The sequence below is a fragment of the Streptomyces nanhaiensis genome (genome assembly GCF_046614825.1).
Lineage (GTDB): Bacteria > Actinomycetota > Actinomycetes > Streptomycetales > Streptomycetaceae > Streptomyces > Streptomyces radiopugnans.
On record NZ_JBKJFM010000002.1, the window covers coordinates 70,110 to 95,605 of the forward strand.

General features: G+C 71.2%; 29 protein-coding genes and 1 pseudogene. 12 read left to right on the forward strand and 18 right to left on the reverse strand.

Annotation, left to right across the window (positions count from 1 at the left end; genetic code table 11):
• Positions 1–198 precede the first annotated feature (198 nt).
• Positions 199–895 (forward strand): annotated as a pseudogene (locus ACLIYP_RS01185) (Scr1 family TA system antitoxin-like transcriptional regulator); the annotation flags it as partial.
• Between the two features lie 867 nt (positions 896–1,762).
• Here the strand turns inward: ACLIYP_RS01185 and ACLIYP_RS01190 are convergent.
• From ACLIYP_RS01190 to ACLIYP_RS01275, 18 genes are all read right to left on the reverse strand, one after another.
• Positions 1,763–2,014 (reverse strand): hypothetical protein, encoded by a 252-nt coding sequence (locus tag ACLIYP_RS01190; RefSeq protein ID WP_412711249.1) that lies wholly within the window; start codon positions 2,012–2,014, stop codon positions 1,763–1,765.
• 21 nt (positions 2,015–2,035) lie between these two features.
• Positions 2,036–2,695: a hypothetical protein gene (locus ACLIYP_RS01195; RefSeq protein ID WP_412711250.1), complete on the reverse strand. Its 660-nt coding sequence runs from the start codon at positions 2,693–2,695 to the stop codon at positions 2,036–2,038.
• Positions 2,696–2,927: 232 nt separating this feature from the next.
• Positions 2,928–3,995, reverse strand: a complete 1,068-nt coding sequence (locus ACLIYP_RS01200; RefSeq protein ID WP_412711251.1) for a SpaA isopeptide-forming pilin-related protein — start codon at positions 3,993–3,995, stop codon at positions 2,928–2,930.
• A 58-nt stretch (positions 3,996–4,053) separates the two neighbouring features.
• A complete protein-coding gene (locus ACLIYP_RS01205) occupies positions 4,054–4,548 on the reverse strand; it encodes a hypothetical protein (RefSeq protein ID WP_412711252.1) in 495 nt (164 codons plus the stop codon).
• A 34-nt stretch (positions 4,549–4,582) separates the two neighbouring features.
• Positions 4,583–5,449 (reverse strand): SPDY domain-containing protein, encoded by an 867-nt coding sequence (locus tag ACLIYP_RS01210; protein ID WP_412711253.1) that lies wholly within the window; start codon positions 5,447–5,449, stop codon positions 4,583–4,585.
• A gap of 14 nt (positions 5,450–5,463) precedes the next feature.
• Positions 5,464–6,663, reverse strand: coding sequence for an ATP-grasp domain-containing protein (locus ACLIYP_RS01215; protein ID WP_412711317.1), 1,200 nt, complete (start codon positions 6,661–6,663; stop codon positions 5,464–5,466).
• A 93-nt stretch (positions 6,664–6,756) separates the two neighbouring features.
• Positions 6,757–7,071 (reverse strand): hypothetical protein, encoded by a 315-nt coding sequence (locus ACLIYP_RS01220; RefSeq protein ID WP_412711254.1) that lies wholly within the window; start codon positions 7,069–7,071, stop codon positions 6,757–6,759.
• A gap of 30 nt (positions 7,072–7,101) precedes the next feature.
• Positions 7,102–8,241: an MFS transporter gene (locus ACLIYP_RS01225; RefSeq protein ID WP_412711318.1), complete on the reverse strand. Its 1,140-nt coding sequence runs from the start codon at positions 8,239–8,241 to the stop codon at positions 7,102–7,104.
• Between the two features lie 65 nt (positions 8,242–8,306).
• Positions 8,307–8,789 carry a hypothetical protein gene (locus ACLIYP_RS01230; protein WP_412711255.1) on the reverse strand — a complete coding sequence of 161 codons (483 nt, stop codon included), beginning with the start codon at positions 8,787–8,789 and terminating at the stop codon, positions 8,307–8,309.
• Positions 8,786–9,646, reverse strand: coding sequence for a winged helix-turn-helix transcriptional regulator (locus ACLIYP_RS01235; protein ID WP_412711256.1), 861 nt, complete (start codon positions 9,644–9,646; stop codon positions 8,786–8,788). The genes ACLIYP_RS01230 and ACLIYP_RS01235 overlap by 4 nt, the downstream gene beginning before the upstream one ends.
• Positions 9,647–9,686: 40 nt before the next feature.
• Complete coding sequence (locus ACLIYP_RS01240; RefSeq protein ID WP_412711257.1) at positions 9,687–10,100, reverse strand: hypothetical protein; 414 nt, start codon at positions 10,098–10,100, stop codon at positions 9,687–9,689.
• A 13-nt stretch (positions 10,101–10,113) separates the two neighbouring features.
• On the reverse strand, positions 10,114–10,563 hold the full coding sequence (locus ACLIYP_RS01245; RefSeq protein ID WP_412711258.1) for a hypothetical protein: 450 nt from the start codon (positions 10,561–10,563) through the stop codon (positions 10,114–10,116).
• Positions 10,560–11,024 (reverse strand): hypothetical protein, encoded by a 465-nt coding sequence (locus tag ACLIYP_RS01250; RefSeq protein WP_412711259.1) that lies wholly within the window; start codon positions 11,022–11,024, stop codon positions 10,560–10,562. The genes ACLIYP_RS01245 and ACLIYP_RS01250 overlap by 4 nt, the downstream gene beginning before the upstream one ends.
• Positions 11,025–11,248: 224 nt before the next feature.
• Positions 11,249–11,968 (reverse strand): hypothetical protein, encoded by a 720-nt coding sequence (locus tag ACLIYP_RS01255; RefSeq protein WP_412711260.1) that lies wholly within the window; start codon positions 11,966–11,968, stop codon positions 11,249–11,251.
• Positions 11,969–11,992: 24 nt separating this feature from the next.
• Positions 11,993–12,508: a GNAT family N-acetyltransferase gene (locus ACLIYP_RS01260; RefSeq protein WP_412711261.1), complete on the reverse strand. Its 516-nt coding sequence runs from the start codon at positions 12,506–12,508 to the stop codon at positions 11,993–11,995.
• A gap of 109 nt (positions 12,509–12,617) precedes the next feature.
• On the reverse strand, positions 12,618–13,097 hold the full coding sequence (locus ACLIYP_RS01265; RefSeq protein WP_412711262.1) for a hypothetical protein: 480 nt from the start codon (positions 13,095–13,097) through the stop codon (positions 12,618–12,620).
• Positions 13,094–13,657, reverse strand: coding sequence for a DUF4913 domain-containing protein (locus tag ACLIYP_RS01270; protein ID WP_412711319.1), 564 nt, complete (start codon positions 13,655–13,657; stop codon positions 13,094–13,096). Before ACLIYP_RS01270 ends, ACLIYP_RS01265 begins: the two co-directional genes overlap by 4 nt.
• Positions 13,658–13,837: 180 nt before the next feature.
• Positions 13,838–14,593, reverse strand: coding sequence for a DNA-methyltransferase (locus ACLIYP_RS01275; RefSeq protein WP_412711263.1), 756 nt, complete (start codon positions 14,591–14,593; stop codon positions 13,838–13,840).
• A gap of 513 nt (positions 14,594–15,106) precedes the next feature.
• On the opposite strand from ACLIYP_RS01275, the gene ACLIYP_RS01280 reads away from it, so the two are divergent.
• The 11 genes from ACLIYP_RS01280 to ACLIYP_RS01330 all read left to right on the forward strand — a co-directional run bounded on the left by ACLIYP_RS01280 (position 15,107) and on the right by ACLIYP_RS01330 (position 25,496).
• A complete protein-coding gene (locus tag ACLIYP_RS01280; RefSeq protein WP_412711264.1) occupies positions 15,107–16,216 on the forward strand; it encodes a C40 family peptidase in 1,110 nt (369 codons plus the stop codon).
• A 104-nt stretch (positions 16,217–16,320) separates the two neighbouring features.
• Positions 16,321–16,635, forward strand: a complete 315-nt coding sequence (locus tag ACLIYP_RS01285; protein ID WP_412711320.1) for a DUF6112 family protein — start codon at positions 16,321–16,323, stop codon at positions 16,633–16,635.
• Positions 16,635–17,324: a hypothetical protein gene (locus tag ACLIYP_RS01290; RefSeq protein WP_412711265.1), complete on the forward strand. Its 690-nt coding sequence runs from the start codon at positions 16,635–16,637 to the stop codon at positions 17,322–17,324. Before ACLIYP_RS01285 ends, ACLIYP_RS01290 begins: the two co-directional genes overlap by 1 nt.
• A gap of 48 nt (positions 17,325–17,372) precedes the next feature.
• Positions 17,373–18,764, forward strand: a complete 1,392-nt coding sequence (locus ACLIYP_RS01295; protein ID WP_412711266.1) for an SCO6881 family protein — start codon at positions 17,373–17,375, stop codon at positions 18,762–18,764.
• Positions 18,765–18,848: 84 nt separating this feature from the next.
• A complete protein-coding gene (locus tag ACLIYP_RS01300) occupies positions 18,849–20,321 on the forward strand; it encodes an SCO6880 family protein (protein ID WP_412711267.1) in 1,473 nt (490 codons plus the stop codon).
• Between the two features lie 31 nt (positions 20,322–20,352).
• Positions 20,353–20,817 carry a DUF6238 family protein gene (locus tag ACLIYP_RS01305; protein ID WP_412711268.1) on the forward strand — a complete coding sequence of 155 codons (465 nt, stop codon included), beginning with the start codon at positions 20,353–20,355 and terminating at the stop codon, positions 20,815–20,817.
• Positions 20,818–20,857: 40 nt separating this feature from the next.
• The gene (locus tag ACLIYP_RS01310; protein ID WP_412711269.1) at positions 20,858–21,397 is read left to right on the forward strand and encodes a hypothetical protein; all 540 of its coding nucleotides are present in this window, start codon (positions 20,858–20,860) and stop codon (positions 21,395–21,397) included.
• Positions 21,398–21,439: 42 nt separating this feature from the next.
• On the forward strand, positions 21,440–22,954 hold the full coding sequence (locus tag ACLIYP_RS01315) for a VirB4 family type IV secretion system protein (RefSeq protein WP_412711270.1): 1,515 nt from the start codon (positions 21,440–21,442) through the stop codon (positions 22,952–22,954).
• Positions 22,864–23,838 carry a ParB N-terminal domain-containing protein gene (locus ACLIYP_RS01320; protein ID WP_412711271.1) on the forward strand — a complete coding sequence of 325 codons (975 nt, stop codon included), beginning with the start codon at positions 22,864–22,866 and terminating at the stop codon, positions 23,836–23,838. Before ACLIYP_RS01315 ends, ACLIYP_RS01320 begins: the two co-directional genes overlap by 91 nt.
• On the forward strand, positions 23,835–24,341 hold the full coding sequence (locus ACLIYP_RS01325) for a hypothetical protein (RefSeq protein ID WP_412711272.1): 507 nt from the start codon (positions 23,835–23,837) through the stop codon (positions 24,339–24,341). Before ACLIYP_RS01320 ends, ACLIYP_RS01325 begins: the two co-directional genes overlap by 4 nt.
• 576 nt (positions 24,342–24,917) lie before the next feature.
• Positions 24,918–25,496: a hypothetical protein gene (locus ACLIYP_RS01330; protein ID WP_412711273.1), complete on the forward strand. Its 579-nt coding sequence runs from the start codon at positions 24,918–24,920 to the stop codon at positions 25,494–25,496.

A 25,496-nucleotide genomic window follows, 5' to 3' on the forward strand; every position in this document is an offset into this window, starting at 1 on the left:
GGCCCACACGCTGACGGCGGGAGACCGCTGCCAGCCCGAGACGTTCGGGAGAGGGACGCTCCAGCCCTTCGCTACCGCTCAGGGGGGAGACCTGGAGCGTACCGGCCCGGTCAAGGCCCGTCCAGGAACAAGGGCGCCGGCCGCACCGGGAAGGAACTCCCCACCCGGTGCGGCCGGCGCCCCGCGAAGACCACCCGCATCCAAAAGGGCGCGGTCCTGCCCTCCGATGCGGACATCCGCATCTGGTGCGCGGCATGGGGCACCGACGACCAGGCCGACGACCTCATCGCCACCGCCCGCGCGGTCGACTCGATGTACCTGGAGTGGCGCCACCTGCACCAGGGCGGCATGCGCCAGGCCCAAGAGGACTGGTACGCCCTGCACGAGCAGACCCGCCACTGCCGGGTCTACATCTCCAACGTGCCCCGGGCTTCCTCCAGAGCCGGCCTTCGCGACCGCCCTCATGGAGCAGACCACCCGCTTCCAGGACACCCCCGACGGCATCGCCGAAGCCGTCGCCGCCCGTGTCGCCCGCTCCCGGTTCCTCTACGAGGGCGGCCACGTCCACGTCGCCCTCCTGGAGGAACCCGCCCTGCGCCACCGAACCGCCGACCCCGACGCGATGAAGGGCCAGCTGCGCCACCTCCTGGCCGTGATGCCGCTCGCCTCCGTCTCACTGGGGATCACCCCGTTCACCGCGCAGCGCACCGTGTGGCCGCTGGAGGCGTTCTACGTCCACGACGACACCATGGCCGTGGTGGAGACGCTGACAGAAGAGATCAAGGTGCCGCAGCCGCGCGAGGACGCCGACTGCGCCAAAACGTTCGCCGGCCTTGCGTCGATGGCCGTTATCCCTGCCGCCCGGCATCACGCCGTCCTCACCATGATCGACAGCGGTCTCGACCTCACCCACCACCTTGAGGCCGGGCAACTGGTCACCACCTTGGCCATGGCCAGCCTGTAGGGCACCGAGAGTCGGCCGGCGTTGGGCGGGTTCGGCCTCCCGGTGACCTACCGTTCCGGGTCGTCAGCAGGGCGGCAGACAGCTCGATCGGTGTCCAGACGCTGGAGGATGCCGTCCGCGGCGGGTTCGCGCAGGATCTACCGGGCGCGCTTCTCGTCGACAGCGTGGCCGATCTCGTGGAGCGCGGCGACGACCGTGCCCCACAGGGTTAGCTTGTTGGAGGTGGAGAGGGTGCGGTAGCGGCGTCCCAAGCGCTGCAGACGGTTGTCAGCCGGAACCACCGGGTTCGGCACTGGGTCCGGGGCGGGAGCGCGCGATGGTCCGGACGCGGACGGTAGCGGCAGGGTTCCGCCACCTGTACGGCTCTGTTGTGGATCCGCCCTACTCTCTGCCACGAATGCCCTTCCTAAGTGACGATCCCGGAGCCGCCGCCTACTCGGTTGCCCCCAACCTGCCGCACAGTCTATGAGCCGTCGGCCAGCCGACTGCTCTGCCCGCAAAGGTGTCAATCGCCAGTGAGCTGCCCGCGCCGGGCACTCGGCACATCATCCAGTGACCCGGTCGGTGATCCAAACGGAGCCGCCCGGGACTTGCCCGGGCAGAAAAATACCGGTCACAGCAGACGTATCAGGCCTCTGGGAAGCCCCGTGGCCTGCAGACTGATGATGACTGTGACGTTAACTGTTTGCCTCGGCGTCCCGGCTGGCGTACGCGACTCCGCGCCTTGCCGAGTTGGCCACGGGCTTGGTGGCTGCGGGGGCGACAGTCGTGATGCCCGCCTCCGCAGCCACCCCAACGTTAGATTTTCCGGTTCGGCGGTGTACTTGGCGAGCCATCATCCTTCGGGGCCAGCAGCCTGACCAGGCGACGTCGCCCTGCCATGATCCGCGGGGACCAGAATGCGGCCGTCTCGCGGGCCATCAGCTTCGCCATCGGTGGGCCGACCACCAGCAGAGCAAGCAGCAGGATGAACGCGAGGGTGAGGTTCGTCCTGATGAGTGCGATCAGAGACTGGGTGTCCAACTGTTCTCCAGGAGGGATCTGGCGCACTGGCCAGACCTCCTGAGGAAGTTAGGCAGCCAATACGCAGTTCAGCACGGTGCGGACGACGGTGACAAACACCGAAATGCAGTGGTACTCAACCGTGGTCGGCGGGCGAGGGATAACCGGCGCCCTAAACCGACTCACACCGCACGGACTGGTCTCGAGGATCGGCGGGTCCGCCTCCACCTCAATGTGAGTAATGCCGAGTTCACGAAGGAGAGCCACGTAGACCGCGCGGGCGTGCTCACGGTGCTGCTGAGCGCGCTGCTCGGCGGCTGCGGCCCGGCGCCAGAGTTCCTCTCGGCTGTCAACAGGCATGCCGCCGAGGAAGTCAAGGAGAATGAAGTTCTCTTCTTCCTGCTTCCACAGAAATTCTGCCCCGTCGACATCTACAGGGAGAGGCATCGGTTCGTCTGCAGTGCGGCGAGCGATCACCAACAGCTTCAGCAGCGCGTGCTCAGCATCAGCACGCCGCGCTGCGCGGTCATAACGTTTAACTTGACCAAGGAGGTAGCCAGCCTGGGTTCGGTGGCACTCATCCGAGATCACAAGGTCGAAATCGGCATCCCTAACCGATCTCACCCGTGTCGCGCGGGCATAACTCCCCGCGTATATCGGTGACCCAGGCTCGATGGCAGAGGAGATGGCCAATGCCACCCGCGCTCTCCACTCATTGCCGCTCGTCACGTGGTCATCATATAGGGTCGGCCTCGGTGGTCTGTGGCACCTGTCTGGCGACGACATATTGGGCAAGACGGAGGAGTCTGCTCCAACAGTCCCTAATTCCTACCGGCCTCGCATATCACCCAGCCTCGCTGGGAGCTTCACAAACTCTGCCACCCAGGCTACGGAGCGCGGTATACGCAGCAGGCCCCCGGGGAGTCCCCCGGGGGCCTGCTGTTCGAGGGTGATCGTGGCGTTAGCTGGTCTCCTCGGCGTTGTCGTCCTGTTCAGGCTCGAATTCTGTGCGGCAGCGGACGGCGACCGCCACCCCTATGCCACCGACGAGCATGAGTCCAGCTCCACCGAGGATCCAGGGGGTGGCTTCGGCGCCCGTGTCGGCGAGGGAGCCGACCGGGGTTTTCAGCGTTGCTTCGCCGGTCGCGTCTGCGGCCGGGACGGGTGAGGAGTTAGCGTCCGCCGGAGTGGGTTTCGTCCCGCTGGAGGTTCTCTCGGTCGGCTTGTCCTCAGGTGCGTGGGGGGTCGGCTTGCCTGAGGGCTTGGCGGGTGTGGTGCTGTCCGGGGAGGGCGGCGGGTTGGTGGAGGGCTGGGTCGGCTGCTTCTTGGCGGTGTTGGTGAGGGTGACGGTGACCGGGGTTCCGGGTTTGGCGGTGAACTTCACCGGCTTGGCGTCCAGCCGGTAGCCGGCCGGTGCCGTGGTTTCGGTGGCGGTGTAGGTGGTGCCGGTGCGAGAGGAGACCGGGAGCTGGGCTGTGGCGGTGCCGTTCTTGCCGGTGGTCAGGGTGACCGTGTCACCGCCGCTGCCTGTAGAAGCGATGTTGACGACGGCTCCGGCCAGCGGCTTGCCGGTGTTCTTGTCGGTCTTCTTCACCGTCAGGTCGGCGGGCTTGAATGGGTCGATGATCGTCAAGGGTGACGTCTGACCGGGGGTGACGATGACGTCCTGGTCGGGGACCACGTCGTGCAGCGGGCTGCCGCTGGAGGTCTCCTTGAGCCGGTAGACGCCCGGGGCGAGGTCGGTGAAGGCGAGCTGCCCCGCAGCGTTGGTCTTGCCGGTGGCGGCCTGCTGGCCGACGGCGTCGAGCAGGGTGAACGCGGCGCCGGCGAGCACGGATCCCGAGGGGTCCTTCTTGAGGATCTGGACGCCACCGGGCTCGGGCTCGGTCATGCCCAAAGGGGTGGGCGCGGTGGAGGTGGACGGGGACGGCGTGGAGGCCTGGGCGGTGGCAGTCGGGGCCCAGGTGAGGGTGCCGGTCACCGCCGCGGCGACGGCAGCGGGAAGGCGGTAGGCGGGGCGGATACGCAAGAAGGAACTCCGGAACGAGGATGGGGGTGGAAGGGGTGCGGCGCGGGGTTGGTAAAGGTCAACGAGAGCGGCTCACGCTGCGAGGGGGCGGCGGGGACGGGGGCTTCCGCGCGGTGCGGCCCGGAGTACGGGGCGGTGTGGGCGTCTGCCACGTGCCGGGGAACCACACGGAGGTGTACTGCTCGATGGCACCGCGCAGTTCGTTGGTGTGGGCGTCCTTCCACGGCACCTGGTCGGGCCGGTCGCGGAACTCACGAAACGTGGCGTACCCCGAGTGCGTCGGGCCGCGGCCCTGGGCAACGTCGCGGTGGTCGAAGGTCTTATGGTCCTCGAACCGCAGTACTTGGGCGTCGAGTTCGCCTCTGTCCTGGTGGATGGTGGCCAGGCGCAGGCCGTCGTACTCGTGTGCGCGGATGGTGCGGGCGAAGTCGATCCGCAGCCTCAGCAGGCCGCCGGGGGTGGGAGTTGCGTAGTAGGTGTTGCCGACGATGGCGGCCTCGGCGAACGGGAGCTTCAGGTGCTCCGTGAAGAACTCGCGAGCGTGCAGGGCCAAGCGGATACCTCCGGAAGCGGCAGGCTGCGGGTGGTCAGCGCCGAGGGCCGCGCAGGGCCGGGCGGCTGGTGGTGCTCCAGCGCGGCACGCTGGAGGCCGGGAGCACAGCAGAGCGGCGGGAGGCGATCCGCTGGACATCGAGCGGGGTCGGCGCCGGCGGGACCGGCGGGAGGATGGAGGTGAGCCGGGCCATGCCCTGGATGTAGCTATAGGTCTCCTCTCGCCAGCGGGGCAGCGGAGCCGGGTCGGAGACGCACTCGGTGACGGCTCTGAGCAGGGCGACGGGAGTGTTGGTGCTGGCGGTGGCGTACCAGGCGGGGCGGTCGATGGAGGTACCGGCCCACAGCTGCCAGCGGGCATCGCGGCTGGTCAACTCGGCCTGCGGGTCGAGGCGTCCGGTGGTGAACTCCAGTCCGGCGAGCCCGTCGGGTGAGCGGATCGCCAGGACGCCTCCGCTGGGGCGTTCGAGCTGCCAGCCGCGGTTGATCAAGGGGGCGGCGGCGAGGAACGGCTCGCGGTCCGCGCTTCGGGAGTCCGGTGCCGCGAGGTAGGCGTCCGGGCCCTGTTCGTACGCCTCGGCGAGGGCGGTGGTGAGGGCTCGGACGAACTCGGTGGGGCAGGAGTCGTTGAAGCAGACGCCCCAGGTGGGCGGGCCGAAGGCGTCGCGGTAGGCGTTGATACGCCAGAGGCCGTCGTCCTCTCCCTCGGGGAGGTAGCCGAGGCGGACGGTGCGGTCGGGTGCGTGGACGTAGGCGTTGCCGAGGTCGTCGTGTTCCAGGTCCCAGCCGAGGTCGAGCAGCGGTGCGAGGGCGGGGTCGCCGGTCGCGGTGGCGGCGGCGAGGTAGCGCGGGGAGACGTGGACGTCCCCGTCGATGGTGCGAAGGTCGTCGTGGGGCGGCATCAAGGGTCCGGTGGTCAGGAGGCGGCGGCCGGTTCGACGTGGGTGACGACGTGGCCGAGGGCAGTGGCGGCGCGGGCGCGGGCAGCCTCGACGGTGGGGCCGGTGGCGATGAGGTGACCGATCCGGGCGGTGAACATGTCACCGCCGTCCGCCGGCAGGAGGAGCCGGTCGCCGGGGTGGCGCTGGAAGTGGATCCGCTCCAGCCACGGCGGGCGGGGGCCGTCGAAACGCAGACGGGTGAGGATGCCGGAGGTCTCGGGGTAGATCAGGTGGATCGCGGCGGCCGAGGATCTGGTCGGAGTGAGGTCGGGGGCGCGGTCGCAGGCGATGTCGGCGGCGGCACGGGGCAGGTCGATGCCGGTGGTGAGGCGGACGAGGTGGCCGATCATGTCTCCGGCGAGGCGTCCGTTGACCTCGATGAGCCGGGGCCGGCCGCCGACCAGGCGCATCTCGACGTGGCTGACGCCGTCGGTGATCCCCAGTGCGCGGATCGCGGCCCGCGCGGCGGGCGCGACGGTGGCCAGGAGTGGGTCGGTGGCGTCGACGGAGTGGGCCAGTTCCTCGAAGTGGGGCGGCTCGCTGACCGTCTTGCGGGTCACGGCCACCACCGTGGTCTTGCCCCGGTGCGTGACGCACTCGGCCGAGACCTCCGGGCCGTCGAGGTACTCCTCGACCAGAACGTCGGTGCTCTCCAGGCCCAGGCCGGCCGCCCGGCCGGCGATGCCGTACGCGGCGGTGAGCTGGTCGGGGTCGTCGGCACGGACTACGCCGATGCTAGCCGCGTGCGCGGCCGGCTTCAGGACGACCGGGTAGCCGATCCGCTCGGCCGCGGCCTGCGCCTCATGGCGGGTGCGGACGCTCACCGAGGCGGCCGACGGAACGCCGTGGCGGGCGAACAGGCTCCTCGCCGTGGCTTTGTCGCGGCATGCTCGCATCGCCTCCGGGTCGGTGGTCGGCAAGCCGAGCCGACGTGCGAGGCGGGCGACGGGGACGAGGTACCACTCGGTCCAGGTGAACACCCCCGCCAGGTCGTAGCGGTCGGCCAGGGCCCGGCCGGCGGCATACAGCGCCGCCTGGTCGGTCGGGTCGGGCACGACCAGGCAGTCCCGGATGTACGGCACCTCCCACGACGGTTCCTCGCCGGTGATGAGAACGACGTCGTAGGCGGCGGCCACGGACTCGAGGCAGTAGCCGCGGTACGCCTCGGCTTCCATGTCAGCCGCGGCGACGACCAGGACGGCAGGACGGTCGGGCAAGAACAGGCTCCTCAACGGTTCAGGGGACAGAAGGCTGGTGCGTGCTGCCGTTCACGGGCTGCGCCGGCGGCGGACCTCGATGGCGGAGGTCCACTCGGGGTGGGCGGTGAGCAGCCTGCGGGCGTACAGCGCCGTGTAGTTGCTGAGGCCCTTCACCCCGTGCGGCTGGCGCCAGCGCAGTGCCTCGAACAGGACCTTCATCCCGAAGCGCTGCGCGCCTGCGGCAAGCCGCTGCTCGACGAGCTGCTCCAGGGCTCGGTAGACCCATGGGTGCTGGGCGTCGAAGGCGTGGCACTGCTCGGTGATGGTCAGACCCTGGTGCGGGAGGGCGAGGCCGAGCAGCCCGTTTTGCGTGATGGTGGACATGAGCGGTGAGGCTCCTCTTGGACCGGGAGGTCAGGGCGCCGGTGTCGGCGGGGCGGGCAGGGTGCGCAGCCGGATGAAGGCGGCCGCGAGGCCAGCGGCCTGGAGCAGGGCGGCAGCGGTGACGGCGTGCCCGAGCTGGGCGGGCGGTACGGCCGCGACGAGCAGCCCGGCGGCGGGGAAGGGCAGCAGGAGCAGCAGGATCGTCACGGCGAGGGTGCTGCCGAAGACGTCGGACGGGATCAGGTGGGAGCGCAGGGTGCGCAGGACGACGGTGAGCCCGCCTTCGCCGGCCATCAGGACGGCGATCAGCAGGAGGTAGCCGCGGTAGGTGTCGGCCTGGGCGACGGCGAGGGTCGCTCCGGCGGCGAGAGCGGCGGCTGCGGCTCCGACCGGCCACAGGTCCCAGCGGTCGATCGCCCGGCGGGCGGCGGTGATGGCGAGCAGGGAGGCGGCGGCCGCGGCGGACCAGATCAGTCCGGCGTCCGCGCTGGAGTGCCCCAGCTCGGTCACGACGATGACCGGCATGGCGGCCTGGAGCAGGGCGATGGCGGTGTTGGAGACGACCAGTCCGGCGACCAGCCAGGCCAGGGCCGGCAGGGAGCGCAGCGTCGCCCAGCCCGTCCGTAGTCCTCCCTGTGCGGGCGCCGCGCTCGTCGGTGCGTTCCGCTTTCCGGATCCGAGGGCAGCGGCGAGCAGGGAGAAGGCCGCGAGCGTGCCGAGCATGGCGGTCGGCCCGCCGTGTTCCAACAGCAGGCCGGAGACCAGCGGTCCGGTGAGCATGGCGGTCTGGTCGATGCCCAGCAGGACGGACTGCACCCGGTGAGCCTGGGAGCCTGCGCTCCGGCTCGCCGCGCCGCCCGCGGTCTCGGCCGCCACGTAGCTGAACTCGGTGAGGATGCCGGTGGACGCGGCCAGCAGCATGACGGCGGCGGTCACCGCCGGCGAACCGGCGTCGAGCACGGCCAGGACACCGGCCGCGGCGAGGACGGTCAGGGCGCGCGCGAGGCAGGCTGCCCGGAAGACGCGGGCCGTGCCGTGGCGATCCACAAGGGTGCCAGCCACCGTGAAGGCCGCGATGCGCGGGACCCATTCCAGAGCGAAGGCCAGTCCGGTCAGAGCGGCCGACCCAGTGGTAGCGATGACGAGGAGGGGAATGCCGTAGGTGGCCATCGCGAACGCGGCGCCGTCGGCGCTGCGGGGCAGGTAGATCCCGCGCAGGAGGCCGGGGGCAGGCGTCACGCGGCGACGCCGTCGATGCGACGGGTTCGCTGTGTCCGGTGGTTGCGGACCCACTCGGCCACCAGCCGTTCGATGCGGCCGAGTTCGGCCTCGCGCTCGCTCTCGGGATCCCAGGCGTCGGCTGTCGGCATGCCCAGGAGGGCGAACGTGCTGCGGATCCGGTCGGCGAAATCGCAGTGCGCGGCCGGGTGGTTGTGCCGCCGGGCCCACCGCGCGGTCGCGTCGTAGACGTCGGCGAGGTCCCGGCCGGCCGCCGAGAGACCCACGGTGCCGGGAGTTCGGGCGAGGACTCCGAGGGAGTCGGCCTGCTCGACGGCCTGGCGGATCCGGTCGGCAGAGAGGTCCGCGAGGATGCGTGCCAGGCCGCGCGCCGGTATGGCTCCGTGGTCGTCGATCTCGCCGACCAGGCGAATCAGAGCGGCGCAGGACAGCGCGGTGCGGATGTCGCGCGGCTGCTGGAGGGAGGGAGCGGAGGTCATCGGCGGGCTCCTCCGACCGGCAGGGCCGCCTTCGCACGGGTGGGGGTGGCGTGGGAGAACAGCTCGCTGGGCTGCCAGCCGAGGCGGCGGGCGGGCTGTGCCGGTATGGCGGGGGCCGTGGGAGCGGTGGATGCGAGGGGCCGGGACTGGTGGCTTGTCCAGGCGCGGGCGGGAGTCGCGGGCCCGGGGATGGTCCGTCCCCAGAGCGGATGCCGAGCGGCGTGGTCGAGTGGCCGACCGGCGGACCACATGGACAGGGCTCCGAGGACGGGTCCGAGTGCGGCACCGGCCGGTGAGAGGCGGTAGGGCTGCCCGTTGCCCTCGGTCATCACCAGGCCGTCGTCGACGAGTTGCCGCAGCGGCGGGTAGACGTTGGTCCAGTAGCCGTCGGGGAGGACGATGCGGGCCAGGGCGCGGGCCGTCACCTCCTGCCGCGACTTGAGAGCCCACAGGATCGCGGGGGCCTGGCGGCGGGTGAGGAGGGCGAGGCTGTCCTCAACCTGCTCGATCGCGGAGAGCGGCTGTTCCGGCTTCTGCAGGTTCTGCTCGGCCCAGGAAGCCAGCATCGGGAGCACCGGCAGGAGTTGTCGGCCACGGGTGGTGAGGCCGTAGGTGACGTGGCGGGCGGAATGCTCGGTGCGTTCGGCCAGGCCGGCGTCGCACAGTGAGCGGATCTTGGGGTGCAGCTGGCCGCTCTGGAGGTACGGCAGCTTGGCCGCGATCTGCGTGTAGCGCTGCGGCGGCTGGTTCAGGGCCAGCAGGATCCGCACGTTCCAGCGCGGTGTGATCATCTGGAGGGCTTCGGTGACCCGGGCGACGTCGGCGTCGTCGGCGGGCGGCAGACCGGTGGTGGACAAGGGGGGACTCCTGAGTACGGAAGGCCGGGGCGCTGTCGGGTCAGCGGCTCGGTGCGGGGCTCGCGGCCGGTACGGGCGGGGCGGGAAGAGGTGGTGCCGCGGAGGTGGTAGGCGGCTCTGCTGTGGGGGCGCGGCCGAGGCTGCGCAGGACCGCGCCGGCGGTCGTGGCCTGGGTGTCGCGGACGGCGACCGCTTCGGCGAGGCGGCGGGCGCAGTCAAGGACGTGGGAGACCTCGTGCGCACCGATCTGCCGCCCGGGACGGGTCAGATGCTGCAGCCGCTCGCGGTGGACGGTGATGCTCTGCTCGGCGAAGGCCAGGGTGCGGTGGCTTCCGAGGAGCGCGGCCAGCATGCCGAGGTCCTGGTCTCGGGCGTAGGCTTCGAGGCTGGGCAGCTCGGCGCCGTACAGGTCCTCGATCCGCGCGGCGATCTCAGCGGCGGTGGGATGGGTCAATCGGCGGGGGTCCTCATCGTCGTCGGCTGCGGACCTCACCGAGGCCTTCGGGTGTCGGTGAGGCGGAGTCCGGAGGCAGGGTGGTGCTGACCGTCTGCTGGGTGAATCGGGCGGGGCGGGCCAGCCGGTGGAGCGGGGGCGCGGTGCACAGCAGGTCGTCCAGCGCGGTGCGGTAGCCGTCGCGGGCGGACAGTGCCGCGTCCAGCCACTGCACATCCATCCGCAGCTCGTCGGCGGACAACTCGTCCATGCCGCGCTCGGGCGCCATCGCCTCATGCACGCGGTCGCGGATCCGGGCGACCTGTTCCTCGGCCAAGGCGAGGAAGTTGCGCAGTTCCAGGACTCGGGTGACGACCGCGGAGGCGTCCGGACCGGCGGCCTGCCCATACAGATCGGTGACCGGGACGCCGAAGACCTCCCGCAGTCGGCCGTCCTGCGTGCAGGGCTTGATACGGACGCTCATCGCAGGACTCCTCGACCGGTGGCCGGCGCCGTGGCGGGCCGCGCGGGCGGGCTGGTGGGCACGGCCGGGCCCCGGCGTGTGCTGCGGCCGCGGCCGACCGGCCAGTCGGCGGTGGGACGACTCTGTTTGCCCGAAGCGTCGGGATCGAGCAGCCACCGCACGACCAGGGCACGCCCGTCGCGGGCCGAGACGGCAGCATTGACCTGGTGGGCGAGGTCCATCGTGAGGTCATTGACCTCGCCGGGCTGCGTCTCCAAGGCGCGCAGAAGGTCGTCCTCCGCGCGCTCCACAGCGGCCTGGGACTCGGTGAGCAGACTGTGCCAGCGCACCACCTCGGTGGCCTCCCGGTGAGCGTCCGGAGCGGCTGCGACGGCGGCCTTCAACGTGCCGATACTCATGCCGAAGCGGTGCTCGATCTGCTCGGTGAACACGCTCGCGACATCGTCTACCTCATCGGACACAGGGCATTCCTTTCTGGCGGGCACACGGGACACGGACAGGCGGAAATACAGGACCAGGTCAGTTCGGACGCATGAGGAAGCAACCTCCGTACGGAGAAGGGCAAATGCAGAGGGAAGCGGACCGGGTATTCGACCTGTCGGCCGCTACTAAAGTCCACGGATTCGCCGGTTTGGCCAACCGGCGATCGTCGCCTATGTTTCCGCCCGTTTCGTGGCAGTGATACTCAACGGCCACGGCCGGCGGGGCGTTGCGCGAGTGTCGGAAGGGAACTGACCGGCCGCAGGACGGAACGGGCGGTGGGCTGGACCGGCGGCAAAGGGGACACCTCGCCGCTCAGGGCGTCCTCACACCACCGATGGGCTTCCGCGATGGTGGCGAAACCGCCCTCGCGCAGGGTGTGGGTCCAGGAGTCGGTGTCCACGTCCTCGTGCAGTACGCGGAACGGGGAAGGGCTGCGCTCGTCGAGGCAGCGCAGGACCGCGACGGTCATGGCGTGGTCGGGGTCGTCGTCGGTGTAGCTGTGCAGGAGGGCGAAGCGGTCGCCATCGCCCATGAGCCGATGCTCCAGTGCGCGGGTCGCCTCGTCCGCCGGTGTGGTTCCCATGCCGGGCTTCAGGCTGATCCCGTCGGGCGGGCAGCCGCGGTGGATGAGCCAGGACTGTGCCATCGCCGGCAGTGGCAGCGTCGCGTGGTCGAAGCGGAACGTCTTCGTCTCACGGTCGCGCTGCAGGTGGAGGGCGACGAGTTGCGGCTCCCCAGGGATGCCCCAGGTGACCGCGCGGTTGTGGAGGACGTAGTAGCTCGCGCCGTCGGGGGCGTGGTGTTCGGCCAGTGGGGTGAGTTCGGTCTGCTCGATCTGGATCGCGCGCCAGAACGCCTCTTCGGTCTGCTCGTCGGCGGCCTCGAAGCCGTCCAGGCGGAGGTCGAGGTGAGGTGGGTGCATAGGCCCCTTTCGATGGGAGCTGGGTCAGTGGCGGCTGTGCTCGGTGTCCGACAAGGTGCCGGAGGCAGCGGCACAGTCGAGGGGGACGCGGATGTCGAGGTGGGTGCCGTCGTAGGTGTGGCGCATGGGTCCGAGGCGGCGCAGGATGCGGAGCATCGGGATGTTCGACGCTTCGGTGTACGCGCTCAGGGTGTGGGCGCCACGGGCCCGGGCGTGCTGGGCTGCGTGGCGGGCCAGCGCGGTGCCGATGCCGCGGCGCTGGTGGGTGTCGGCGACCTGCAGGCCGAGGTCGACCACGCCCGGTTCCCTGCTGAGCGGCCCCGCGCAGGTCAGGGCGATGACTTCGCCGTTGTGCGGATCGAGGCTGATCCAACTGTCGCAGTGGGCGAGCAGCCGCTCGATGTCGCGGCGGAGGACGCGGGTGCGGCCCCAGCGCCGATACAGGGCACTTCGAGAGGAGCGGTGGTGGAAGGCGTCGATGAGCGGCCAGTCCTCGACGCGGGCCGGCCGGGTGCCGGCGAGGATCGGGTGGGTCAGCAAGGGCGCCCCCGCGTGGCCGTCGGAAGCGCGTGGCGGCGGGTGTTCCGCTGTGGTGCGGCTGTCGGCGGTTCGGCGGTGAGCCGGTGCTGCGGCGTGGGAGGGGAGATCGTCAACGGGCAGGTCCCTTCGCGGGAGCGGGTGCGGGGCGGGGCAGGCCGGGCATCGTGCGGGGCGGTCCCGGCCTGGGGGCGGGACGGTGTTCGGTCAGCTGAGGGGGACGGGCCCGGGCGGCGTGGGTGCGGGCGCTCAACGGCCGACGGGCCATCCCCAGCCGGGCGCCGACGGTGTCGTAGACGTCGTTCCGGGCCCGTGGCCGGATGGCCACGACGTGGATCTCCCTGCGGTGCGCGGACGTCCCCGGCGCCGGGCGAACGCCGTAGACGACGCGCCACTCCTTGCGGGAGTCGACAAACAGCTTGCGGTAGCCCTCCAGGTCGCCGGTCAGCCGGAGCCCGAAGCGCTCGGCGTTCACCACCTCCTGCAGGCAGGCGAGGGTGAGGTCGCGGATATCGCCGGGCGCCTGGAGGAGGTCGGTCAGGGCGCGCGGGTCGAAGCTGAGCCCGAAGGCGGGCTGCCGCCCGGCGCTCATGACGCCGGCTCGTCCGGCTCGCCCGGACCGGACGGCACAGGTTCGGCCGCGCTCGCCTTCTCTGTACGGGCCGAGGGCGGCGGGCCGGGCAGGAGCCGGTGTGCGGGCCGGTCGGGTGAGGTCATGCACGCCGACAGCGGTCCACCGGGGGCGCGGATCGCCGCGACGGCGTGGGTGAGGAAGTCCCGGTGCCATATGAACAGCCCGGACGGGCCCGCTTCGGGGTCCCTGTGCTGCTGGTAGGCGAGCCACAGCGCGTGGAGCCAGGCCACCACGTCGTCGTGCTCCTGCCACCGCAGGCACCACGGGGCGGCCGTGGTGACCTCCGCCCCGTAGACGGGCAGCAGGAAGTCGTCCACCCAGTCCGACAGGGCGTCGAGTTCGTCCTCGTACTCCTCACCCTCCAGCTCCAGGATCGGCCGCGGATCCGGAGGCGCCGCCGGAGGCGGCCCGCCGAGGCCCGGCGTACCAAAGGCGGCGAACGGAGACGGCGAGGGGTGCGGTGCGGGGGCGGAGGCGAGGTGGTCGAGCTGCTGGGCCTGCTGGGCGGACTGCTCCATCAGCTTCCGGACGCTGGCCTCGATCCCCTCAAGATGGGAGTCGGGGACGCGAACCGGCTCGAGTTCGCCGTCCGGAGGGTTTACGGGATCGGACATGAGTGGAGAGGGCCTCCTTGGAACCGTGGCTGGCGGGGTGCGGCGCCGACGGGCCGTGCACCGGCCGGTGGGCTGCCCGGGCGGTCAGGCGGTGAGGACGACGTCGTCCTGGGTGAGGATCTGGCGGATGGTCTTGGTGAGCCGGTCGGTCGCGATGGAGGCGTAGTGCTCGGTCTTCTCCACCCCGATGAAGTCGCGGCCCTCCAGCAGGGCGGCCACGCCCGTGGAGCCGGAGCCGGCGCAGAAGTCGAGCACCGTGCCGCCCTCGGGACTGATCTTGACCAGCTCGCGCATCACCTCGACCGGCTTCTGCGTGATGTGCTGCCGCTTCGCGCCCGACGGCTGCGAGGCGGAGTACAGGCCGGGCAGGTAGACCGGGTTGCGGGAGCCGTCGATCGCGCCCTTCGACGCCCAGACGATGAACTCGCAGTTCTGGGTGAAGCGGCCCTTCTGCGGCCTGGCCTGCGGCTTGTGCCAGGCCAGCACCCCGCGCCACAGCCATCCGGCGGCCTGGATCGCGTCCGTGGTGACGGGCAGCTGCCGCCAGTCGGTGAACAGCAGGGCGGTCCCGCCGGCCTTCGTCAGCCGGTGGGCCTCGGTCATGAGCTGGGTCAGCCAGAACCCGTAGGAGCGCTGGTCCATGTTCTCGCCGGTGAAGTCCGGCAGGGTGTGCTTGGCGTCGGCGGAGGTGTACTTCTGCTTCGCCGAGCGGGACGTGCGCTCCTTGGCGGTCCGGCCGCCGGAGTTGTAGGGCGGGTCGGTGATCACGGAGTCGACACAGTCGTCCGGCAGCGTGGACAGCACACGCAGGGCGTCGCCCTGATGAAGGGAAAAAGGCAAAGAGCTACCCCGATTCGGGTGTAAGGGGCTTAGAGAGGGGGCTCCCTCACGCAAAGGAATCCGGCAGGGCTAGAAACCAGGTGTGCAGAAGCCTGGGAGACCGTAAACCGGAGGCGGAGGGAGTCCCAAAACTGTAGAGGCGAATCAGCCGCCGACCAAGAAATGCCGTACTGAAGGCGCGGATTCCTACCCCTCATGCCGACTTTTTGGTCAACCGCCGCTCTGGGCCTACTGTTTTGGAACCGCCCGGCGCACACCGCCGCTGGCACCTCTTCCCACCACGCCTCGCGGAGGTACCCCCTGCCCCGGCACACCTAGCGACCCCGGCCCGCGGACCGAGCGGCAACTCGCCCGCAGGCCGGCACCTCTCGATCGCCCGCCCCGGCTGCCGCGCCCCTTCCGCCCCTCACCACGCGTACGCGGCACGCCGGACCCCGCTCCGAAGGAGATCTTCGTGACGTCTCGTTATCCACCCCTGCCCGCATCCTTTGCTGGGCGAGGAGGCCAGGCCGGTTGAAGGCGCTCGCCGCCGGCATCGGCGTTGTCGTCCTCTCCCCCGTCCTCCTCGGCGGCGCGGCCATGGTGATGGCCTCCTCCAGCAAAGCCTCGACCGGCGCCGTCGGCCAGTGCCTGCCCGACCTGGACACCGACAAGGTCACCGAGCAAGTAACCAAGATCCTCAACGGCGCGGACGCCTCCGACATCCGCGTCGAGGGCCTGGACCTGCCCGGTGAGCAGATCCCGCACGCCCAGACCATCGTCGCCACCGGCATCAGCCTCCAGGTGCCCCGGCGCGGGCAGATCGTCGCCCTGGCCACCGCCCTGCAGGAATCCCGGCTGCGCAACCTGAACTACGGGGACCGCGATTCCCTCGGACTGTTCCAGCAGCGCCCCAGCCAAGGCTGGGGCACCGCCGAGCAGCTCCGCGATCCCGTCTACGCGTCCGAAAGGTTCTACACGGCGCTTGTGCGGGTGAGCGGCTGGCAGCAGATGACCGTGACCCAGGCCGCGCAGGCGGTGCAGAAGTCCGGCTATCCGGATGCCTACGCCCAGTGGGAGCCGCTGGCGACCGCGCTGCAGACGGCCATCGCCGCCACCTTCCCCGGCGCCGGCGACGATGCCGGCCAGGAGGGCGACGACGCTCCTCCGCTGTCCGAGTGCGCCACGGAGGACGGCTCGTTCTTCGGGAAGATCCCCGAAGGCGCCGTACCGGACGGATACGAGGTCCCCGAGGACGCCGACCCGCGTGCCCGCACGGCGATCGTCTGGGCGATGCACCAGCTCGGCACGATGTATCAGTGGGGCGGCACCTGCACCGCGCCGCACGGCCCCGACCCGATGGGCCGCTGCGACTGCAGCTCGCTGATGCAGCAGGCGTACGCCAAGGCCGGCGTCCGGCTCACCCGCACCACGTACACGCAGGTCAGCGAAGGCGAAGCCGTCTCGCCGGATCGGCTGCGGCCCGGTGATCTGATCTTCAGCCGCGGCACCGTCGCGCGCCCTGAGCACGTCGGCATGTACCTGGGGCAGGGGCTCGTCATCGAGGCTCCGCGCACGGGTAAGCCCGTACGCATCACCCCGCTCACGGACTGGACCGTCCTCGCCGTGCGCCGCGTCGTCTGACCCCGCTGCCTGCGGCCGACCCTCCTCGCGCGCCTCGCGCTCTCCTCTTCTTCCTCGCCTCTCCCGCCCGGGCCCTTCAGCCTGCGCACACAAGGAGTCCCGCCATTTCCATGTCACTCGCAGACCGTGTCCTTTACCTGGCCTACGACCCGGGCATCTCCCCCAAGGGCGGTGGCCTGCCGGGGCTTTCGGTCCTGAAGAACGTCGTCTCCAGCATCAACATGTTCGGCATCATCGCCGTGGTCGGCGCCCTCGCCGTCAGCCTGGCGGTGTGGGCCTGGGGCCACCACACCGGCGGCCACCAGGCGGAGGCGAACGGGAAGAAGGGCGCGGTCGTCGCGGCCGGCGCCGCGCTCGGCCTGGGCGCGGCCAACGGCATCGTGGCCTTCTTCTCGGCCCTGGGATCGCAGGTCCAGTGATGCCGAAGCGGCTTCTCCCCCTGTCGGGCCACGGCATCGGCTGGTCGGCCAACCGCCGCATCCTCGCGGTCGCAATCGGGCTGGCCTGTCTGCTCGCCATCGCCGGCACGACCGCCTACCTCACCGGGCGCGGTGAACAGCACCGCTCCTCCCCTGCTTCCCCTCCCCCGGCCTCGTCGGGCAGCTCGGCGCCGTCCCAGGACGCGCAGGAGCCCGGCACCGAGACGGGTTCGGTGCCCCGGCCGCCGCGGATCTCGGATCCGGTCGCCTTCGGCAAGGCGGCCGCGGTGATGCTCTGGTCCTACGACACCCGCGCCACCAGCCATGAGCAGCAGCTCGTCGGCATGGAGGCGTGGATGACCAAGGAGAGCCAGTACAGCGACTGGTCGTCGGTCTCCGCGCAGGTGCCGGACCCAGTCCTGTGGTCGCGGATGGCCGACCAGCGGCAGCACGCCACCGCGTCCGCCTCCGAGGGCCACTACCCGTCGGCGTTCAAGCAGGCCCTGGCCGAGGACCCGTCCGCGATCACCGAGGCGTACATCTACGCCGTGACCGTCACCGGCAAGCAGCGGATCGGCTGGGCGGACGGTGGGAGCGGGGCGGAGGACCGCTCCGTCACCCTCGCCGTGCAGTGCCGCCCCTCCCAGGACTGCTCCCTGGTCGCCATCGCGCCTCGCGTCGCGCCCTGACCGGCCCTGAGTCCTGAGCCCCGAGCAAGAAAGGAGGGACACCTTCCCGTGGGCTTCTGCGATCTTCCCCTCGCGGACAAGCTGTGCGCCGTCGGAGACGCGGCCGACTTCGTCTCCAATCCCGGCGAGGCGATCGGCAACTGGATGGCCAAGTCGGCCGGTGAACTCGCCGCCGCCGCGACGGACCTCGCCGCCGAGGCCGTCAACACCACCACCCGGGTGGACCTGAACGCCGGCTGGTTCCGCGACAACTACGAGCTGGTCCTGCCGATCGGCCTGATCGTCCTGGTCGGTACGTTCTGCGCCCAACTCGTCCGTGCCGCGGTCCGCCGGGACGGCCAGGCCCTCACCCAGGCGTTCACCGGCACCGCGACGGGCGTGCTGTTCGCCTTCTCCGCCATCGCCCTGACCACGGTGGCGATCGAAGTGGTCGACGCCCTGTCGGACGGGCTGTTCAAGGCGGCGAACACCTCCGTCGAGGACGCGGTGCGCCGCATCGTCAAGGTCTCCCAGATCGGTGCCATGACCAGTCTGGGCTGGCTGGTGCCGACCATCGCCGCTCTGGGGGCCGCGATCGGAGCGGTCCTGTACTGGTGCGTGATGATGGTCCGCAAGGTCGGCATCCTCGTACTCGTCACACTGGCGGTGTTCGCCGGGGCCGGCGGAGGCTGGGAGGCCGCGCGCCGGTGGCGCAGAGGGTGGATCGAGGCCACCGCCACCCTGGTCGTCTCCAAGCTGCTGATGACGATCGTCTTCCTGCTCGGCATCTCCGCGATGGGCGACACCGAGGCCACCGACGGGCTCGCCGCGCTCGCCGACGTCATGGCCGGCATCGTCATCATGGCCCTGGTCCTGCTCTGCCCGTACGCCACCTTCAAGTTCGTGCACTGGGCGGCCGAGGGCTCCGACGGCGAGTCCCTCCACCGCGCCGGCGGAGCCGGAGCCCAGCTCGCCAGGCAGCACACCGAGCGCGCCGGGCGGAAGGCCGCCGCGATGGCGGCCACCGCCGGAACCGGCGGCGCCGCGGCCGGAGCGGGCGCCGGGGCCGGGGCCGCGCCACAGGGCCCGGACGCGATTCCGGGCGGCGGCGGGTTCCCCGGCGATATCGCCCCCGCCTCGACCGGCGGAGGAAACCAGAAGGGCCCGCAGGGCGGTGGGAGCGGTGTCTCGTCCGGTGGCGACACCGCCACATCCGGCTTGGAGAAGGCCGTACAGCCCGCGCCGACCAGCGTCACCGACGACACCGGCAGCCAGCTCGGCGGCACCCCTGGCACCAGCACCGGCGGCTCCGGACCGGGTACCGCGGCTGGCCAGGCAGGCGGATGGCAGTCCGCTCCGCCGACCACGACGCCGCCTCCGCAGGGCGCCCCGCCCACGTCCGGCTCGACGGACGGAATCAGCGGCACGGCATCCCCGTCGCCGCCCCCGACCGGTCCCTGATCACCCACCCAACACCCCGGGGGCGGGAGGCCCCCTGTGCCTCCTGCCCTCAGGGCCCGCACCGCGTCCCCAGGAACCAGCCCTATGTCTGACCTCTCCGTCGCCCCGGTCACGGTGAAGTTCCCGCACCGGTCCCGCCGCGGCATCCTCCTCGGCCTCTCCCTGCCACAACTCGTCCTCATCTCCTCGGCGTTGGCGCTGCTCCTGGTGACCGTGGTCTCCACGGGACTCCTCGGTGCCGCCGCGCTGGCCCCGCTGTGGGCCGCGGTCACCGCCCTGGTCGCCATCCGCCGGCACGGTCGGTCACTGATCGACTGGACGCCGATCGTCGCCCGCTACGCACAGCGCCGTCGCACCGGGCAGGCCCTCTGGCTGGCCCGGCCGGTCACCCGGCCCCGCCAGGACGGCGTCCTGCACCTGCCCGGCACCGCGGCCTCCCTGAAGGTCGTCACCCCCGGCGACTCGGCCAACGGCGCCGCGGCCGTCCACGACCCGCACCACCAGACCCTCACCGCCGTCGCCCGCGTCTCCTCCCGCGCCTTCGCCCTGCTCGACCCGGCCACCCAGAACGCGAACGTCAACGGCTGGGGCCGGGCCCTCGCCGGCATCGCCCGCACCGGCCACGTCGCCCGCGTGCAGGTCCTGGAGCGCACCGTCCCCGACTCCGGCGACACCCTCTCCCGCCACTGGGCCCGGCAGGGCCGGCCCGAGGCTCCGGTCGCCGGGCAGATCTACTCCGAGCTGGTCGCCTCCGCCGGACCGGCAGCCGCCCCGCACGAGACCTACCTCGCCATCTCCCTCGACCTGAAGGCCGCCAGGCGGCTCATCGGCCAGGCGGGCGGCGGACTGCCCGGCGCGTTCACGGTCATGGAGCAGACCACCTCCTCCATCACCCAGGCCGCCCGCAACGCCGGCCTGACGGTCACCGGCTGGCTGTCCGCCCGGGAGATCGCAGCCGTCATCCGCACCGCCTACGACCCGGGCGCCCTCGCGGCCCTGCAGCAGTGGTCCGACACCGGACGCGCCGAGGCCGACCCGGCCGCCGCCGGGCCCGTCGTCCAGGTCGAGGAGTACGACCGCCTCGCCACCGACACCGCCCACCACGCTACGTACTGGGTGGAGAACTGGCCGCGCACCGAAATGGGAGCCGGGTTCCTGCACGGGATCATGTTCACCGCAGGCGTGCGCCGCAGCCTCTCTCTCATTTACGTGCCCCAAGGACTGGAGTCCGCGCTCCGCGACGTCCAGCGGAAGAAGGCCGCGATCATCGCCGACGCCAGCGAGCGGGCCCGCCGCGGGCAGGTTGACAGCGAGGAAGACTCCGTCGAGTACGCCGACGTCAAGACACGCGAGCGGCAGCTCATCGCCGGGCACGCCGATGTCGCCCTGACCGGCCTGGTCACCGTCACCGCCGACACTGATGCCCTCCTCGACGCGGCCTGCGCGCAGATCGAGACCGCCGCCGTCACCGCCGGCGTCGACCTGCGCCGCCTCAACTACCAGCAGCCCGACGCCTTCACCCTCGGCGCCCTGCCGCTGGCCCGCACCGCCCTCTGAGCCCGCACGGCGGCAGGAAGGAACCCGCCCTTTGACCTCTCCCCCACGTCCGGACGACGCGCACCCCTACCTTCGAGCCGCCAGCGCGGGCATCCGCCATCACACCCGCGCCCTCACACGATCCGCACCTGTCGCTCCGATGCCTGTGGACCGCGTCCATCTCGACGTGCTGCACGCCCACCTCGCCGCCCTACACCAGCTCCTCGACCACCTCACCGACGCGGCCCGTCCCCCGCATCCCGCCGCGGGCCGCCACCTCGCCACCGCACACACCCGGCTCTGGCAAGCCACCGCCGCCGTGCACGACGCCTTCCACCTTCTCCCGGCCGCCTCGGCCGATGCGACCGAGTGCCATCCCGAACGGCTGCCCGACGGACCGCCGGTGCTGACCATCTGCAGGCGTCACCTCGCCTCCGGCCACGCCGTCCGCCGCAAGACCACCCCCACCGATCTCAAGGGCCCGCCGCACGGCCACACCACCCACCGCGCCGCATAGCCCTCCCCCGCTCATCACCCGGACAACAGGAAGGCTCCCTTTGCGCAAGCTCACCCGCGCCGCCTCCACCGCCCTGATCACCGCCGCGGTGGCCGCCACCGGCCTGGCCACCGCCGCCCCGGCCTCCGCCGCCGGATACCGCTGCACCACCAGCCACAAGAGCATCGACGACGCCGCCTACAACGGGCCGTGGCCCGACAACTGGAACGTCACCACCACGATCTGCGCCAAGCGGTCCGGATCGTACGTATACACCTACGCCAAGCTCTCCTGGGACGGCCCGGTCTACGCCCGGGCCGACGACAGCGGCCTCTTCGACGGCGCCTACTTCCGGCTGCAGATCAAGCGGTCCCAGTCCGGCACCGACCCGGTCCTCACCTCCCGGGCCCACCACGGCATCGAGGCACGGCTGGAGGACTCCACCAGCGGCGCCAACTACAACAACAGCTACACCACCGGCACCCTCGCCTACCGGATCGGCAGCGCCCGCGGGCTCGGCGACGGCGAGCTGCGCCTGGACTGGAACAACGACGGCGACGGCTACCGGACCCACCGGTTCTCCGCCTCCCCCGTCGTCTGAGCCCGCCCCACCGACCGCACCGCTTGTGAAGGCCCGCCTGCCATGAACCACCGGTCCGCCCGCCGAGCCCGCCGCGCCTCGGCCTCCCCGCTGTTCACCCCGCACGGCACCGACCGGGCCAGCAGAAAAGCGGCCCGCCGCCAGCTCGCCGAAGCCGCCGCCAAGGCCCGCGCCGAAGCCAACTCCCACCCGGCCGGTACCACGCCCGCCGAGCACGAGATGCCCCCTCCTCTCTATCCGCTGAGCGGGCGCCCCGGCCCTGCCTCCGCCCGCGGAAACCGGTTGAAGCTGCCCGCCCACCGGATGACCACCGCCGTCGCGGCCGGTGCGTACCCGTTCCTCGCCGAAGGCGGCCTCGGCGCCGAAGGCATCTACATCGGCCGCGACGTCCACGCCGAGGCCGGCTTCTGCTTCGACCCGTTCGCCCTGTACGGCCGTGTCGAGGGCTTCACCAACCCCAACGTGCTGCTGGCCGGGGTGATCGGGCAGGGCAAGAGCGCTCTGGCCAAGTCCTTCGCCCTGCGCAGTGTGGCGTTCGGCTACCGCATCTACGTCCCGTGTGACCCCAAGGGCGAATGGACACCCGTCGCCTCCGCATTGGGCGGCACGTCCGTCGCCCTCGGCCCCGGACTGCCCGGCAAGCTCAACCCATTGGACGCCGCGCCGCGCCCCGCCTCCGTCTCGGAGACCGACTGGGCCGGGGAGGTCCGCAAGCGGCGCCTGCTGCTGCTCGGCTCCCTGGCCCGCACCGTCCTCGGCCGGGACCTGCTGCCGATGGAGCACACCGCCCTCGACATTGCCCTCGACGCCGTCGTCACCCGCGCCGCCGACTCAGGCCGCACCCCGCTGCTCGGCGACATCGCCGCCGCCCTCAACAACCCCGCCGCGCTCGATGAGGCCGCCGGGATGATGTCCGGACGGCTCGGCGAAGCGGCCCGCGACCTCGCCCACGCCATGCGCCGGCTGGTCCACGGCGACCTGGCTGGCATGTTCGACGCCCCCTCCACCGTGGCGTTCGACCCCAACGCCCCCATGCTCACCATCGACTTGTCCCGGCTCGGCGGGTCCGGCGACGACGCCGCCCTCGTCCTCGCCATGACCTGCGCGTCGGCGTGGATGGAGTCCGCGCTCACTGACCCGCGCGGCGGCCGACGGTGGATCGTCTACGACGAGGCATGGCGCCTGATGCGCCACCCCGGACTCCTCCAGCGCATGCAGGCCCAGTGGAAACTCTCCCGCGGCCTCGGCATCGCCAACCTCATGGTCATCCACCGGCTGTCCGACCTGCTCACCGCCGGCGACGCCGGATCACAAGGCCGAGCCCTCGCCGAAGGTCTCCTGGCCGACTGCTCCACCCGCATCATCTACCGGCAGGAGACCGACCAGCTCCACGCCGCAGCCTCCCTGCTCGGCCTGACCTCCGTCGAAACCGATGCCATCGCCCACCTCAACCGCGGGCGCGGCCTGTGGAAGGTCGCCGGGCGATCATTCATCGTTCAACATCTTTTGCATGCGCACGAGCTGGCGCTGTTCGATACCGATGCCCGCATGCACTGACACCCTCCCCCACCCAACCCGCCGGGCACACCAGCCACTTCACCTCCTCCATCGCCCCCAGGAGACGCCCCATCGAATCCCATCCGACCGCCTCGCTCCTCCCTCTGCTCGACGAGGACGACCTGACCGCCCTCGCCCACGACATCCAGGAGAACGGGCTTCTGCAGCCCATCGTCCTCGACCGTCAAGGACGCATCCTCGACGGACGCGGCCGACTCGTCGCGTGCGAACGCGTCGGCGTTGAACCCGCTTTCATCACCTACGAGGGCGACGCCCCGGACGTCTACATCCTGTCCGTCAATCTCCGGCGCCGCAGCCTGACCAAGGGACAGGCCGCGATGATCACCGTCAAGGCCCGTTCCCTCGGGGAACAAGGAGGCTGTTCCCCGAGGGAACAGACCGCGCGTTCCCTCGGGGAACAGCTCGGAGTCGCCCTGGCCGTCATGGGGCGGGCGAGCATCGTCCTGCAGCACGCACCCGACCTCGTGGACCCGGTCATCACCGGGGCCATGGGACTCAAGGAAGCGTACGCAGTCGCCCAGGAGAACAAGGCCAAGGCCAACTCCGCTGAGGTCCAGCTCGCCCGCCTGCGGGAGGAGGACCCCGAACTGGCCGAACGGGTCGTCCAGGGCGACCTGACGCTGGCCGGCGCGTGGGCAGAGCGCACCGAGCGCGTCGAGGAGGACAAGCGGCAGCGCCGGGTAGCCACGCGCCTGCTGGACGAGGTAGTCCCGCCGCTCGCCCAGGCCCGCGGTACCCGCACGTTCAGCCGGTACGACCCCGCGCACGCCAGCGGCACGCCTATCACCCGCGAGACCATCGCGCACGCCATGACGGCGCTGGCCGAGATGGACCAGGTCTGGCAGGAGCGTGACCTGTCGTGACGACCACCGCCGACGCCCGTCTGCGCTACATCGTCGAGCAGAGCGCCGTTGCTCTCACCGACGCAGACGGCCGTTTCCACAAACGCCACCTCACCGATGCGGTACGCGAACAGCTCGCACGCGAGGACCTCGACCCGCACATCAAGGACGCCGCCCTGGACAAACTCGCCCAGAGCCTCGTCACAGGATTCGGTGAACACCGCAACCCCCGCCGCAGACGGACCGGCACCCTCTTTGACCCCCAGGACATCGTGAAGCTGGGCACCGGCATCTGGGTATGGATGGACCGCGCCACCGACTCCGACCTGCTGGAGTGGAGCCGGCTGTCGAGACGGAACCGGGCGCGCGTCGATCTGGCGGACTCCGAAGTCCAGGACTACGTAGACCAGCGTATCGACGCCTTCCGTGCCCATACCGACGTCATCTACCTCGGCGACCTGGAGCGCGTGGTCTTCGGCTGGGCCGAAAACCACGCCGATCACGTTGACACCCCCAGCTCGTGACCAGCACGGGACGCGGACCCCGGCACCCCGCCCACCATGCGACAAACCCAAGACCCTTCAGCCATTGGTCGATCGCCGGGCCGACCGTCCTGACACCGCCCACCGCTGCCCTTCCCCCTCCCAGCACGAGGAGCGCCCATCCGCCCTGCCCGCCGCACCCTGCCCCTGATCGCCGCGGTTCTCACCGTCGCCCTGTCCGCGACCGCCTGCGCCAACGACGACACCAACACCTCCGCCAACAAGACGGCGCCCAGCGCCACCGCCGCCCCGGCGCAGGCACGAGACGCCATCACCCACTACTCGAAGACCAACAACCTCGCACACCTGAACCAGGACCGCGCCCTCCTCGGCACCATCGAGGGTGGCCCTCGGTACGCGATGTCGCTGGCCAGCATCAAGCAGGACGAGGCCCTGCCCAATGCCGACTGAGAGCCATACCGCCCCTGGTCGTACGGCCTCTCTGCCACCGACCTCTTCATCCCCCGCCTGAAGGACGGACAGCAGCGGTGGTTCGCCGCCGTCACCCGGGCCGGCAGCCAGCAGCAGTACGCCCGCGTCCTGGTCCTGGCCGAGAACATGAAGTCCAAGCAGTGGGAGATGGTCGCCACCGTCGACATCGACGGTCCAAAGCAGCTTCCGCAGATCACGCTCGACAAGGACGGGTACGCCACCGCGGTCGACGCCACCTCGCCGTCCCTGGCCGCGCCGGTCGGCGTGCTCCGCTCCGCCGTGACCGACAACTTCGCCACCGGAGGCGAAACGGCCGGGAAGAAGGTCTTCAACCCGTCGGAAGCCTCCCAGCGCCAGATCAAGATCCGCGACGAAACGGCCCGGAAGTTCGGGCCGCGCGGCACTACCCGCTTTGCCACCGCCGACCCGCAGTTCGCCGGCGCGTCCGCGCTGAAGACCATCACGGGTGCGCTCGTGATCTTCTCGCACACCCAGCACGACGCCGTGACCGCCCCGGGCCTGGGGATCGTGCCGGAGAAGCACGACCGCGCCTGGCTCGGCACCAGCCCGAGCCCCGCCTTCACCTACACGTTTACCTGCTCGGACATCACCGCCGTCCCCAGCACGCCGGGTCCATCGAGACTGCTCGGCTACGGCTGCCGCCGCACCGACGCCAAGGCCGCCGGCCCCAGCACCTCTGTCTAG

Coding starts and splice junctions, on each gene's coding strand:
- ACLIYP_RS01220 (WP_412711254.1), bottom strand. CDS start 7,071: ATGTCCACCATCACGCAAAACGGGCTGCTCGGCCTCGCCCTCCCGCAC.
- ACLIYP_RS01300 (WP_412711267.1), top strand. CDS start 18,849: ATGTCTGACCTCTCCGTCGCCCCGGTCACGGTGAAGTTCCCGCACCGG.
- ACLIYP_RS01330 (WP_412711273.1), top strand. CDS start 24,918: ATGAAGTCCAAGCAGTGGGAGATGGTCGCCACCGTCGACATCGACGGT.
- ACLIYP_RS01225 (WP_412711318.1), bottom strand. CDS start 8,241: ATGGCCACCTACGGCATTCCCCTCCTCGTCATCGCTACCACTGGGTCG.
- ACLIYP_RS01210 (WP_412711253.1), bottom strand. CDS start 5,449: ATGCCGCCCCACGACGACCTTCGCACCATCGACGGGGACGTCCACGTC.
- ACLIYP_RS01255 (WP_412711260.1), bottom strand. CDS start 11,968: ATGCACCCACCTCACCTCGACCTCCGCCTGGACGGCTTCGAGGCCGCC.
- ACLIYP_RS01265 (WP_412711262.1), bottom strand. CDS start 13,097: ATGAGCGCCGGGCGGCAGCCCGCCTTCGGGCTCAGCTTCGACCCGCGC.
- ACLIYP_RS01245 (WP_412711258.1), bottom strand. CDS start 10,563: ATGAGCGTCCGTATCAAGCCCTGCACGCAGGACGGCCGACTGCGGGAG.
- ACLIYP_RS01230 (WP_412711255.1), bottom strand. CDS start 8,789: ATGACCTCCGCTCCCTCCCTCCAGCAGCCGCGCGACATCCGCACCGCG.
- ACLIYP_RS01270 (WP_412711319.1), bottom strand. CDS start 13,657: ATGGAGCAGTCCGCCCAGCAGGCCCAGCAGCTCGACCACCTCGCCTCC.
- ACLIYP_RS01290 (WP_412711265.1), top strand. CDS start 16,635: ATGCCGAAGCGGCTTCTCCCCCTGTCGGGCCACGGCATCGGCTGGTCG.
- ACLIYP_RS01315 (WP_412711270.1), top strand. CDS start 21,440: ATGAACCACCGGTCCGCCCGCCGAGCCCGCCGCGCCTCGGCCTCCCCG.
- ACLIYP_RS01215 (WP_412711317.1), bottom strand. CDS start 6,663: ATGGAAGCCGAGGCGTACCGCGGCTACTGCCTCGAGTCCGTGGCCGCC.